General features: G+C 43.5%; 9 protein-coding genes and 3 pseudogenes. 9 read left to right on the forward strand and 3 right to left on the reverse strand.

Annotated elements, in window-relative coordinates:
- From J4G44_RS12565 to J4G44_RS12595, 7 genes are all read left to right on the forward strand, one after another.
- A complete protein-coding gene (locus J4G44_RS12565; protein ID WP_004974298.1) occupies positions 1–3,084 on the forward strand; it encodes an efflux RND transporter permease subunit in 3,084 nt (1,027 codons plus the stop codon).
- Positions 3,077–3,400, forward strand: coding sequence for a DUF3240 family protein (locus J4G44_RS12570; RefSeq protein ID WP_004974301.1), 324 nt, complete (start codon positions 3,077–3,079; stop codon positions 3,398–3,400). The genes J4G44_RS12565 and J4G44_RS12570 overlap by 8 nt, the downstream gene beginning before the upstream one ends.
- The gene (locus J4G44_RS12575) at positions 3,400–3,870 is read left to right on the forward strand and encodes a hypothetical protein (RefSeq protein ID WP_228291711.1); all 471 of its coding nucleotides are present in this window, start codon (positions 3,400–3,402) and stop codon (positions 3,868–3,870) included. Before J4G44_RS12570 ends, J4G44_RS12575 begins: the two co-directional genes overlap by 1 nt.
- Positions 3,871–4,271: 401 nt before the next feature.
- The gene (locus tag J4G44_RS12580) at positions 4,272–4,562 is read left to right on the forward strand and encodes a helix-turn-helix domain-containing protein (RefSeq protein ID WP_070153163.1); all 291 of its coding nucleotides are present in this window, start codon (positions 4,272–4,274) and stop codon (positions 4,560–4,562) included.
- The gene (locus J4G44_RS12585) at positions 4,552–5,901 is read left to right on the forward strand and encodes a type II toxin-antitoxin system HipA family toxin (protein ID WP_154320132.1); all 1,350 of its coding nucleotides are present in this window, start codon (positions 4,552–4,554) and stop codon (positions 5,899–5,901) included. Before J4G44_RS12580 ends, J4G44_RS12585 begins: the two co-directional genes overlap by 11 nt.
- Positions 5,902–5,919: 18 nt before the next feature.
- On the forward strand, positions 5,920–6,924 hold the full coding sequence (locus J4G44_RS12590) for a YecA family protein (protein WP_070153169.1): 1,005 nt from the start codon (positions 5,920–5,922) through the stop codon (positions 6,922–6,924).
- Positions 6,925–6,934: 10 nt separating this feature from the next.
- Positions 6,935–8,053, forward strand: a complete 1,119-nt coding sequence (locus J4G44_RS12595) for a hypothetical protein (protein ID WP_179989052.1) — start codon at positions 6,935–6,937, stop codon at positions 8,051–8,053.
- Positions 8,054–8,196: 143 nt separating this feature from the next.
- Here J4G44_RS12595 and J4G44_RS12600 read toward each other — a convergent pair whose 3' ends face one another.
- The gene (locus J4G44_RS12600; protein ID WP_070153175.1) at positions 8,197–9,510 is read right to left on the reverse strand and encodes an ATP-binding protein; all 1,314 of its coding nucleotides are present in this window, start codon (positions 9,508–9,510) and stop codon (positions 8,197–8,199) included.
- Between the two features lie 237 nt (positions 9,511–9,747).
- On the opposite strand from J4G44_RS12600, the pseudogene J4G44_RS12605 reads away from it, so the two are divergent.
- Both J4G44_RS12605 and J4G44_RS12610 read left to right on the forward strand, forming a co-directional pair.
- A pseudogene (locus J4G44_RS12605) lies at positions 9,748–10,053 on the forward strand (transcriptional regulator).
- Positions 10,050–10,964: pseudogene (locus J4G44_RS12610) on the forward strand (type II toxin-antitoxin system HipA family toxin); the annotation flags it as partial. The pseudogenes J4G44_RS12605 and J4G44_RS12610, both read left to right, overlap by 4 nt.
- A 44-nt stretch (positions 10,965–11,008) precedes the next feature.
- On the opposite strand, the gene J4G44_RS13655 reads toward J4G44_RS12610, so the two are convergent.
- Together J4G44_RS13655 and J4G44_RS12615 are read right to left on the reverse strand one after the other, a co-directional pair.
- Positions 11,009–11,785: a DEAD/DEAH box helicase gene (locus tag J4G44_RS13655; RefSeq protein WP_257219781.1), complete on the reverse strand. Its 777-nt coding sequence runs from the start codon at positions 11,783–11,785 to the stop codon at positions 11,009–11,011.
- Positions 11,786–13,416 (reverse strand): annotated as a pseudogene (locus J4G44_RS12615) (TOTE conflict system archaeo-eukaryotic primase domain-containing protein); the annotation flags it as partial.
- Positions 13,417–13,427 lie beyond the last annotated feature (11 nt).

Consider the following 13,427-nt stretch of genomic DNA (forward strand, 5'->3'; position numbering starts at 1 on the left):
ATGTTAAAACGTCTTATCGCCTTTTCACTTAGTCAGCGCATTTTAATATTATTGCTCACATTGGCGATCAGTGTGGCAGGCTACATTGCTTTTACGAAACTACCAATTGATGCTTTTCCTGATGTGTCAAGTACGCAAGTACAAATTGTGATGAAATCGCCCGGCATGACGCCCGAAGAGGTGGAAAGCCGTATTGTTGTACCCATTGAACAAGAAATGTTGGGAATATCTCATCAGACAGTAATGCGTTCGCAATCTAAATACGCGATTGCGATTATCACATTAGACTTTGCTGAAGGCACTGACCCTTATTGGGCTAGACAACAGGTGAATGAACGTTTAAGTAATGTGATGTCTGCATTACCAAGTAGTACGTCAGGTGGAATTGCACCCATGACGACCCCATTAGGTGAATCTTTTATGTTTACCTTACATGGGCCACTCAGTGATATGGAAAAACGAACTCTACTTGATCGGGTGGTTCGTCCACAACTTCGTAAAATTGAAGGGGTCGCCGATGTTAACGCTTTGGGGGGACTTGTTCGTACATTTGAAGTGACCCCTAATTTAGAGGCCCTGGCGGCACGAGGCTTATCTTTAACACAGCTACAACAGGCAATCGAGCTAAATAATGCCAGTGATGGTGCTGGGCGGCTTAATGAAAATGGAGAGTCATTACTGATCCGAAGCGATAGCCGCGTCAGAAACCTTGAAGAGTTAGGCGATATTATTGTTTCTAGCCATCAAGGAACATTGGTGCGGGTTAAAGATGTTGCACAGGTACATACTGGAGCACTCACACGCTATGGTGCAGTGACTGAAAATGGCCAAGGTGAGGCTGTCCAAGGTATTGTATTAACTTTAAAAGGTGCGAATGCACGTCAAGTCGTTCAACATGTTCGTGAGCATTTGTCCGACATTGAAAAAACTCTGCCACAGGGTACAACGATTGAACCATTTTATGATCGTGGTGAGTTGGTAAACCGAGCCATTCATACCGTAAGTAAAACGTTATTAGAAGCTATTGTCTTAGTCTTGATTTTACTTTTATTGTTCTTAGGAAACCTAAGGTCTGCTTTAGTGGTTGCGGCAGTTTTACCATTATCTGCACTAAGTACTTTTTTGATGATGCACCATTTTGGTTTAAGTGCCAATTTAATGTCTTTAGGTGGTTTGACGATTGCGATTGGTTTATTAGTGGATGCTGCAGTTGTAGTGGTTGAAAATATTGAAATGCAACTTGCTGAAGCAAAAGAGTCACCGCAACGTTCTTTTTTACCGCCATTAAATATGATTTACCGCGCAGTGTCTGAGGTTGCAGTACCAGTCACAGCAGGCATGATCATTATTATGTTAGTGTTTATTCCATTGGTCACGCTTGAAGGATTGGAAGGGAAGCTCTTTTCACCTGTGGCTTTAACAATTGTATTTGCTTTATCAAGTTCACTAATTTTTTCTTTGACAGTGATTCCTGTACTGTGTTCATTCTTTCTAAAACCGAAAGCACATCACACACCCTTTTTAGTAGCTAAATTAGAAACTGGTTACCGAAAACTTTTGAATCTGAGTTTAGCCCATCCTAAACAGATTTATGTCTTAGCAGGTGGTACCTTACTTCTGGCTGCATTGATTTTCCCATTCATTGGAAAGTCATTTATGCCAACCATGGATGAGGGAGATACTATTTTACAGTTAGAAAAAATCCCTTCGATTAGCTTACAAAACTCAATTGCATTAGATCTGGATATTCAAAAACGTATTTTGGAACAAGTGCCTGAAGTTGAAAGAATTGTGGCACGTACAGGTTCTGATGAATTGGGATTAGACCCTATGGGGTTAAATGAAACAGATAGTTTCATTGTGCTAAAACCACAAACGCAATGGCAAGTCAAAAATAAAGAGCAAATTTTAGAAAAAATTCGTCTTGTACTTCAAGATGTTCCTGGCGTGAACTTAACATTTAGTCAACCCATAGAGATGCGCACTTCAGAAATGTTGTCTGGAGTACGAGGAGATTTGGCTGTCAAAATTTTTGGAAGTGATTTAGACCAGCTTAATGATTTATCAAAGCAAATTGCAATAGTTCTACAAGGCATTGAAGGCAATGAAGATGTCATGACACTCGAAAATTCGGGAGTACAGTATCAAGAGCTGCGAATCCATCGTGATATGGCTATACGAAATCAATTGGACAGTCAAAATGTTCAAGCCCAACTCAAGATGCTCGTGGAAGGCAAAGAAATAGGTTCCATTATTGAACAGGGGCGCCCTGTTCCATTAATGATGAAAGGGGATCCACGTTTGGGAGAGTCGAGTTTTGAATTTTCCAATATTGCCTTGCCAATTGAGAATGCAGCTGCAGTGCCATTGTTATCTTTAGCAGAAGTGGTTAAGACTGAGGGTGTCGTAAAAATTGATCGTGAAAATGCATCACGAATGTCAGTGGTACGTGCCAACGTACGTGATCGTGATTTAGTTAGTTTTGTAGATGAAGCAAAACAATTGGTTGCAGAGAAAGTCAAGTTACCAACCGGCTACTCACTCAAATGGGGGGGGCAATTTGAAAACCAACAACGTGCGGCTGCTCGCTTAATGCTTGTTGTACCTGCTGCATTAACAATGATCTTCTTTTTACTATTTACGACTTTGGGTTCGGTGCGTCAAGCCGTATTGGTTTTCGTCAATATTCCCTTTGCGTTAGTCGGTGGAGTATTTGCATTAGCATTAACAGGTGAGTATTTATCTGTTCCTGCATCAGTTGGTTTTATTGCCTTGATGGGGATTGCTGTACTGAATGGTTTAGTGATGATTAGTTATTTTAATCAACTGATTTCTCGTGGTGTTGCAATTGAGGAAGTTGTTCGTGAAGGTGCTATGCGCCGTTTACGTCCAGTCATGATGACCGCGAGTATTGCAGCTTTAGGTTTGATCCCATTGTTATTTACTACTGGCCCTGGTGCCGAGATTCAACGTCCATTGGCGATAGTTGTGATTGGAGGGCTTATTTCTTGTACTTTGCTGACTCTGATTTTACTTCCTAACTTGTTTAAAAAATTTGGTTTAGCGCGAGATCATCATGTCTGAAATATGCCAACTCTCTATTAACGTGTCCTCTGATATTGCTGAAGAACTTATGGAGCATTTGTGGTTAATTCCTGAGTTGATTTCAGGGTGTACTTGTGTCAACGCACAAGGGTTTGGTAATCGCCAACATTATCGTAATGTTCAGGAAAAAATTCGCGGAGCAACTGAACGGAATCTTATATTGCTGATTGTACAACACGAATCTGTATCATTGGTTTTGGCGCATATTCAGCAAAAATTTAAATCAAGTGATTGTTTTTATTGGGTCATACCTACATTAATTTCTGGTTATATGAGCCAAGGAGCACTTGACTAATGACATTAAATATCAAATTTAAATCAACACTTCTAGGCCAAATTTGGTATCTGTTTGGGTTGGGCTATTGTTTTACAGTGGCTTCGACAGCAATTGCAAAACCTCAACTTGAAGCTGCTTTGCCACCACTTGAAGCAGTACAACAGAGTCTAGTAGAACATCCGAATGTGCGTGCTGCAATATCAGAGCAAGATTATGCAGACTTTGCCCGACAAGGATTAAAAGTAGGGCAAAATCCGTGGACTGTTACAGCCGGTATGCAAGTACGTAAGACGGATACACAACTAGAGCGAAAACAAGCCAATAGTTATGAACCTAGTTTGGGGATAGAAAAACAAATACGTTTGCCTAATAAATACCGGCTAGATCAAGATCTAGCACAACGTATTTCAAGTATTGCAGAAACCCCAACCTTGGCAATAGTCACCAACATAATTTACATTAAATTGTATAAATTGCTGTGTATATAAGTACAATAACATCAATAACTTACGTTTTAAAATATTTTTATTGGAATTAATGTTTATTAAGATCGTTTAATTTTGGTCACATAAGTTTTTAAAAATTTACCAAATAATCACCAACATAATTTTGTGATGATTAATTAGGTAAACCGAATGGTAAAAAATCAGGTTGATGGAGTTATATATGGCTGAACCGTACCGGGTTTGTCGGAGACTTTTTTATTTAAGTTAGGCCACCTGACCTAACGGGTTAATCTTATGCTGCTGTTAGGGTCTAAAAATAGCAGTTTTGAAGGGCTTTATCGAGTGATTTTTTCAACACTCTACGCAATTATGGATATCATAGTATCCACTTTATGTTTTATTTCGCTATAATGGATATAACTGTATCCATTTGGTCTTTGCGGATGAATTTTACCTTACTTGATGATACCGATGTAAGCCAAGCTTATGCGGCTTATTTACGTGAGTTACGCAAGCAGGCAAAGCTGTCGCGCGCTGCATTGGCTGAGCGAAGCTGCGTACCTGCGGCCACCATTAAGAAATTTGAGCTGACCGGGCAAATTTCATTTCGTCAATTGCTGTTGCTATGGCAGACACTTGATTCGCTAGATAGGCTTTATCAGCTCACGCAACTTAGCAAAGAACGCGCTGCTATACCCATGAGTATTGATGAGGTGCTAAAAGATGAGTTTTAAACCGATTCAGAAGCTTAATGTTACTCGTACGCTAAGCTCAGGTGAGCAGATATCTGTTGGAGTCTTGGCGCAGAATCGGCAAGGCGTTTTTTTTCAGTATACTGACGACTATTTGCAGCAGTTTGGCAATTTATCACCGTTTACCTTGCAAGCGAATACGCTAGTTCAAGCCGCACCTAAAGCGCCGCACCAAGGTGTACATGGCGTATTTGGGGATTGTTTGCCCGATGGCTGGGGCATGTTGTTACAAGATCGTATTTTCCGGCAAAAGGGCATCCTACCTAATCAATTAACGGCGATGGATAGACTGGCCTTTGTCGGTGATAAAGGCATGGGAGCGCTGTCTTTTGCTCCGGTGTCTGAGTTTTCAGCCACGACATACGCGGACATTGATTTAGCAACCTTGGGCTTAGAAGCACAAACGCTGTTCGATGCTTCAATGTCAGATTATATGGATGATAATCACGATGAGTTAGATGGGCATACGCAACAGGTGTTGGCCGCATTAGTCGCCGGTGGTAGTTCGGGTGGAGCAAGGCCTAAGGCGCAGATTTATATGCCTGCAGGGGAAACTCAGCATTGTCGAACCTTTGCTCAGCCTGGAGATGAGGCTTGGCTGATTAAGTTTACCTCGAAAAATCTCGCGCTCGGGCATGAAGAAGGGTTGTGTGAAGCGGTTTATTTGCAAATGGCCGAGCTTGCCAAGTGCCAACCACCAGTCTGGCAACTCATTGAAGCACCAACTACAAGCGGTGCGTCTGCCTGGTTGGCGCTTAAGCGTTTTGATTATGTCACGGAGCAGGCCCGTTTAAGCGGTAATCGCAGTTCAGGTCGCTTGCATATGCACAGCGCTTGCGGGCTGCTGGATGCAGACTTTCGAACGCCAAGTTTAGATTATATTGACTTGATCAAAGCCAGCCGTCAGTTGTGTAAATCTCCTGCTGCTGGGCAGCTGCAATTTCGCCGTGCCGTTTTTAACCTGCTGTCGTCTAACCAAGACGACCACAGTAAAAACTGGGCGTTTTTGCAAGCGGATGACGGTCAATGGAACCCTGCACCTTTTTACGATGTTACCTACAGCCCACATCCATTCAACGAACACGCCACTGCTTTCGGCGGTTATGGCAAAGCGCCATCGCTTAAGGTGATGCAAAAACTTGCTACTAGTGCTGGCTTTGCGAATTGGAATGATGCAAAGCAAGTTATTGAAGAAGTCGCAGAAGCCATCAGCCAATTTACGTATCTTGCCAAGCAACAAGGGATCAGTAAAACAACAATGTCCGTGATTGCTAAGACATTGGAGCAGCGTAAACAAGAAAATGCAGCGCTTTTTCTATAACAATAAGAAGGGACAGTAATGAAGCTCGGCCGAAACGATCCTTGCCATTGTGGCAGTGGTAAAAAATTTAAACGTTGTTGTATGAGCAGCGTTTCCAAGCAACATGCCCAAGTCTTCGATGATGTTGAAACCATGCTGGCAATGAACCCAAATTTGAGTCTTGATGAACTCAATGCCGCTTTGCAGCACAAAGTGCAAGAACGCAATCATCAACCTCATCCCGATTTTTGTGGCGTAACGCCAACGCAAATGGCCAATTGGCTTTATGCGCCTTTTGATGAATTAAAGTGGGTGACAATTTGCACTCCCGACTCTCTTTCTGCCAGCCCAATAATGCGTTATCTAGCCCTCATTCTTGATGAGGCCATGGCGCAAGAAGGCTCCTTCAAAGCCACGAGTAAAGGCAACTTACCGGCTAAGTTGGTTAAACAGGCCAGTGAGTTATTGCCTGAGTTTGCCGTTGCTCAATTAGAACGTAGTATAAGCATCAGCGAGTTTTCGGGCAGCAATGAAGACAAATTTAATGCCTTGCACTACACCCGAGTGCTTGCCGAAATTAGCGGTATTATTTATCGGCGCAGTGGCCGCTACCATGTAAAAAAATCAGCGCAAAAGCAGTATCAAGCGCTAGGCATACAGGCCTTTTTCAAACCTATGTTAGAGGCCGCTATCAGCAAATATAACTGGGGTTATTTGGACAGTTTCGAATACGATGTCGACTTGCGCACTTTTTGGTTGTTTATGCTGTGGCGTATTCAAAGCCACAACAGTGTGGAGCAGCTTGTGAAAGAGGTGATGACAGCTTTCCCTAATCTATTGCTGGTATTCCCTACGGATGATTACTTCTCGCCAGAAAGAAACTTAAGTATGCTCATCGAATCACGATTTATTGAGCGATTTTTGCAGTTTTGGGGATTTGTAACGATTGACCCAAGACGTTATATAAACGCTGAACAAGTCGCCAGAGTGATTCAGGTACAGCCTTTGTTAAAACAAACTTTTCAATTCACAATAAATAAATAGCAAGGTCACCGTGAGCGAATTTCAATACTATAAATTTGAGCGTCTGGATGGGTATTTAGATGCTAAAGCACGTCAAGCACTCAGAGCCATTTCAAGCCGTGCCGAGATCAGCGCTACGGCCTTTCAGGTGTATTACACCTACAGTGATCTAAAGGCCGAGCCTTTTGAGCTGATGTTAAAATACTTTGATATCGGTTTTTACTATGCCGATTGGGGCTCAATCGATGTATACATCAAGCTACCAGCAGGAACGCTTCCAGATGCGTTACTTGGCTTTTCAAGTGATGGACTTCATGTTCACGAAAACGATGAGTGGCAGTTGCTGATTTTTTCCCTTGAGGAGTGTGATGAGTATTTTGACGATGAGCATGCTGACGACTTTTTCCAGCATTTAGCCGCTTTACGCGGCGGGTTAATGCAAGGGGATTGGCGCCTTGTGTACTTAATGTGGCTCAAAGCGTTTGATTTTAATGATGGCGTTGAGCGAGTGCCGTTAATTCAATTCGATTTTGAGCACCTCAGGGAAGAGGAGCAGTCGTTTGCTGCGCTGTATGATATTCCCTTAGCATTGGTTAAGGCGCTCGCCATGGTGCTGAGCGAACAACCCAGTCACCAAGCCAAACAAACTCAGCTTACGCTTGATGCGTGGATCCATAATCTCTCGCAAGCAGAGAAAGACACGCTATTACGCACGTTGTTTGAGCAAGGCCAGCTAACCCGTCACCAAGCCTTAGCGCTGACGCGAAAAGAACCTGTCAACACAGACGAGATCTATCAATACTGGTTAACTTCCGCCGTCATTTCTCCTTTCATTGAGCAAGCGCAAAGTCAATTACAGCAAGAGCAAGCCGCAGCACTCGCAAAAAAATTAGCTATCGAAAAAGCGGAAAAAGAAAAAGCGTTGACGTATATCTACAATCAACGTGAGCACTACTGGCAGCAATCACAAGAGCAAGCGGATCGAACTTGCGCCAGTGGTTACGATGCGGCATCACGCTATCTGCATCAGCTGTTTGAGGCCTATCAGTTCAAAGCTGATGAAGCGGCGTTTGAACAACGTTTTAAGCGCTTTGTTGTGGCGAATAATAGCCGTAAAGCACTGTTAAATCGCTTGAGTGATTTGCTTTAAACGATGAGGCGATAGGCTGGCCAAATGACGTTAGCAAAAAACCGATTGAGGGTTGGTTGAAAGGTTGTAAGCCCACCAAAGGTCTACAAATTGTTACCTATGAAGTCACTTTGTGTAGACCTCGGGGTCTAAGTAACGCGCTTTTACCATCTCTGTGGTAAATACTGCGTGAAATACAAAGGCATCACGATATTGGTTTGCTCTAATGCGGATGAGCCTTGTGTACCCGTTAACTTAAAGGTTTTACTTGGAGTACATTTTTCAACGTAGGATGCCAACGATTTTGCTCTTGTACGTTTACCACTTTTGACCTCCACAGGGACGATATCGCCTTCATCGGTCGCCAAAATAAATTCGATTTCGGCACGGGCGTCATTCCATGAATAGCTTGGGTCAACGCCAATGGCAGTGAGCTCTTGTTGCACAAAGTTTTCAGCCACATAACCTTTGTATTCATAGTTTTGTTGCTTAATTTCTTTATAACTGCTGCCGAGCATATGATTAAGCAGACCCACATCAAACAAAAACAGTTTCACCATATTTTCTTTTTTATAGGCCGCTAACGGAGATTTCGGCAATCCTTCAATAGGGTAGTTTGGCAAAGCTAGGCGGCAGCAGTTAAGCCAATGGATCGCGGTTTCAAAATCGCTATAACGAGATTTACGCTCATGCACATGCTTAAATTTAAAGCGTTTAACCGACTCATCGCTGACAAGTGATAGCTGGGCTGGAATGCTATTAAATACCGATTCAATCAGTGTGGTGTCGACCTTGCCCGCGTACTTACCAAAATCGCGGCGATAACCTTCCACTAAATCGGCATGAATTTTTGTGACTTTTTCAACACGCTCTAGAATGCTTGAATCCTTATACTGATACCAAGCAGAAACGGCTTCCGGCATACCACCAGTAAAAAAGTAGTCAGTGAGTTTGTCCATCAATTTGGTGTGTACTGCCGGTGTGCTTGCTTGACTATCAAACGCTTTGATCAGCGCTTGCTCGTTGGATGCGTAAATAAATTCTTGGAAGGTCAGTGGTCGTAAATTGTATTGTTCTACCTTGCCCACAGGGAAGGTGTTGAGCAAACCAATATTCGAGCCGCTGGCAGCGACAAAATAGGACGGTGCTTTTTCAGCAAAGTACTTTAGTGAGGTAACGGCACGTTCACATTCGCCAATTTCATCTAATATCAGCAGATCGGTTTCTGGGTTGAACGCTTGGTTGGTTAACAACTCAATATTCATTACTAGCTCGTCAGGTGACAGAGAGCCATCGAACGCTTCTTTGTAGGCAGGGTTTTCAAGGAAGTCGATACGAAGGATGTTGGCAAAGGTATTCCCAAATAACTCTTGTAGCAGATAGGTTTTACCTGTTTGTCTTGCACCATCGATCAATAATGGCTTGCGCACCGGTTGATTTTTCCATGTTATTAGGGCGTTTAGTAAGTTGCGCTGCATTGTCATTTCCCGCCAATTAAGACTGTTAACTGCCTGTAGTATAACTCAGCCTACACTTTTACGCGCAGAAAAGTGCGGAATTTTACATTTTTATGCGCATAAAAGTGTAATTTGATGACCTTTGGCATTCAGGGATTCACATCATCGCCTTGGCCAACGCGCAAGCTAAACCTAAAAGTAGGATATAAATCCAATTATATTGAGTAAAGTGGGAATATAGTCCCTTTGGTTGGTGATATGGCTAAGCGTGACTTACACAATATATTGTTTCCAAAGCAGCGTAAAATCCTGACGCAGTTTGGTGAAGACTTGCTGTTGGCGATGAAAAGACGTGGTTTTACCAAAAAGCTACTGTGTGAACGTACTGGTTTTGATCATAAAACCGTGAATTAAGTCTTAGCCGGTGATCCGGGCGTTGCCATAGGCACTTACTTAAAGGTGATGGCCGTTCTTGGCATGGAAAGCAACTTTGCAGAAATGGCCGCCCATGATGAAGTGGGTATCAAGCTGCAAAACATAAAATTGCTGGAAGGTTCAAGATGAGCCGTGAAATCGTTGAAGTCTATGCCGACTGGCAGCCAATTGAAGCACCTTTGCTAATAGGGCTGCTTTCTTACAGCGATTCAAGCCGAGGTGGCGTGTTTAGTTTTGCCTACGATAAAGCATTTTTAACCTCAGCCTATCGCTTGCAAATTGATCCCATCCTGACCCTCCACTCCGGTGTACTCTAAAACGATGAAGTCGATAAAAGCTTCCGCGCATTTCTTGATTCATCGCCTGATAGATGGGGGCGTATTTTAATGCAGCGGCGTGCGGCGATTGAGGCGCGCAAAGGCATTCGAGCAACAAGTCGATTAAACGAATTGGATTACCTGCTGGGCGTAAATGACTCTTACCGGATGGGTGGTATTCGATTTAAGCGAACAGGCTCGAATGCTTTTTTGGACGACAATTCTGAATTTGCTGCGCCGCCAATGGCTTCTTTGCGAGAGCTAGAGCATGCAGCAATGCAGATTGAAAAAGACGATAACATCGACAGTGACGAGTATTACCGCTGGTTGAAAATGCTGATTTCTCCAGGCTCATCATTAGGTGGTGCAAGGCCCAAAGCTTGTGTCACAGATGAACAAGACCACTTGTGGATTGCTAAGTTTCCCAATTTAAACGATACCCATGATGTGGGCGCGTGGGAGATGGTCTGTTATGAATTGGCGTTAGCGGCAGGTGTTGACATGTTTCCAAGTGAGATGAGGCAATTTTCGTCACAGCACCATACCTTCTTAACAAAACGGTTTGACCGCGACGGTGACAAGCGGCTGCATTTTTCGTCGGCCATGACACAGCTTCAATACTATGATGGTGAACAATCTCAAGGTGCCAGCTACTTAGAGATTGCTGAATTTATTTCCAATTGTGGAGCACAAACCACAGCTGATTTAGCTCAGTTTTGGCGTATGGGGGTAAAGGCATGGGGAAGTGTTTAATGAAGTGCTGCTGTTTATTTTGGCTTGGTATTTGGTGAAGGGATGTTTTCTAATTTCAATGAAGGTTGCTTGTTACTGTTGTCATCAATGTACTCAAGGGCGTACCTCATAGCCTTGTAGCTTTTCTCGCGTTTTTTAAACATGCGTTGCAGCATAGGGAGAGTGCAGTCCACATAGTCGTGAATAGTGACTTGTGTTTTGCCTTCCGATTCACGATGAATACGACCGGCATATTGAGCCAATGTTCCTTTCCATGAGATGGGCATGGCCAAAAACAACGTATCCAGTCTTGGTAGGTCAAACCCTTCGCCTACATATTTTCCTGTTGCGACGACGACTTGAGCCGATTGCAGATGATTGTCAGCGTTCTTGCGTTCCGCAGCTTTCATGGCGCCTTTAAGTACGACAGTGCTTATACCCATTTCGGTAAGTCGTGAGTGTATGGATTCTGCGTGCTCTCTACGCTCTGTAAGGACTAACGGGTGTCCGCCATTTTGAACACACTCGTAGGCGTCTGAGACGATTTTTGAAGTGCGCTGCTCATTATTGACGAGCCAGCGGTAGGCATCGCTTATTTTGGGGCGCTCATCTGTTTTTATAAGCTCTGCTGCTGGTACATCGTAGAGCTGATGAATCATCACGGTTTGAGTAAATTGCTCATCAGGGCTTTGTTTCACTTTGTAGCGAATAGGCCCTGCCGCCATAAAAATGATCTTTTGATGACCATCTTGTCGCTCTGGTGTTGCTGTAAGGCCCAATACATATTTTGCTCTTACCTCGTTGAGTACCATTTCAAACCTTGGTGCAGATAGGTGGTGGCATTCGTCAACAATAATATGGCCGTAGTCTTGAATGAGAGGAGTGATGGAATTGTCTTTTTTATTAACCAAACTTTGGTAGGTGGCTATGTCGATAATGCCACTCGGCTTTCTTTTACCTCCGCCTATACTGCCAATGGTTACTTCGGGTAGGAACGTGCGTAAGCGCTCTTGCCATTGTCGAGCAGTTGTCGGCTATGAACCAGTATGAGGGTATTTACTTTGCGTTTTACGATCATAGCAATGGCAGTAACCGTTTTTCCAAATGCAGTTGGCGCATGCAAAATACCGAAGTCATGTTTAGATATTGCGGCCACTGCGTCACGCTGGTTCTTTCGCAAAGTGAACTCAGGGGTAAGCTTTAATAATGGTTTACCAATTTCACGCTTATCGTCAAATAGTGGCGAAATGTTTTGCTCTTGTAGCAAAGCAATCGCATCATCGAGGCAGCCTCGCGGTAGTGCTAGATAACCGTTTTCAATACGAGCACAGGAAATAAACCTCGGAATGCCATGGGTTGAAAAGCGCAACGCTTGTGTTTTAAAAAACACAGGATTAGAAAAACTAGCTAATCGCTTTAGTCCGGCCAGTAATGGCCCAGGTAACTCGCTCATCAAAAAGTAGATATGGTTGGCCAAGGTAATGGTCACGTTTTTCGGCAAAGACTCTAATTTTATTGGTGCGGCTTTGGCTGTGATTTCCCAAGGAGGGCGGTTGTCTGTTAGCCCTTGCTCGGACAGTAATAGGGTGTTGGGTGAAATAGTTGTTATGAGTTGGTCAATACTCGACTGAGTGAGCGTTTTAAGCTCAGCAAGGTACCGCCATTGATCATCGATGGCATTCAGGTCACTGTCAACAAAGCAACTACGACCTGAAAGGCGAGCCTCCTTTTGAAGTGGTAACGCAATGAGATTGCCAAACCCGCCTTCAGGAAGTACATCTTGGTTAGGAAAGAGCCTGTCATAGGAGTCAAACGATAGATTTGGAAATATTTCCATGGCTTTATCAAGCAAAGCGAAACCCAGTGCCCGAGCATGGTTCGCTGGGATATTGGTTTCAAAAAATATCCATAAGTGAGCCCCGTTGCCAGAACGCGAGATTTCTATCGCGTGCGGAATATCAAACGCTTGGCACACTTTAGACATTGCTTTGACTTCTTCTTGCCAACAGCCTTTGTCAAAATCGGCTGCCAACAAATAGCACGAATTATCTTTAAGTAGTGGATACAGACCTACCACTTGATGACCGGCAAGGTGCCTGTAAATAATGTGCTCGTTTAATTCGCTAAACTTTCGGTGTGAACAGTCTTGGCATTTAATGCGGGGTTTGTTGCATAGCCCGCTTACCCACTCATTATCACAGGCTACGGAATAGCCACTGCGCCCCTGTTGATTTTGCCAACGATTGGCAAAGATATCCTCTCTTCCACGAAATCGTTGTCTGAATAAGGCGACCTTTTGTTCTGGCGTGAATGTCTGTACTGAACGCTCGATTTGAGCGCTACGCAAAGCCTCTCTTAATGCGAGAAGCTGCTGCTTTTCATTTTCAAGCTCAGCTAGCCTGTTATCAATAGCAGAAATGTTTGGGTAGCGAGCGTCATTCATAACAAACTAAT

It is taken from the genome of Acinetobacter towneri, from assembly GCF_017498585.1.
GTDB classification, from domain to species: domain Bacteria; phylum Pseudomonadota; class Gammaproteobacteria; order Pseudomonadales; family Moraxellaceae; genus Acinetobacter; species Acinetobacter towneri.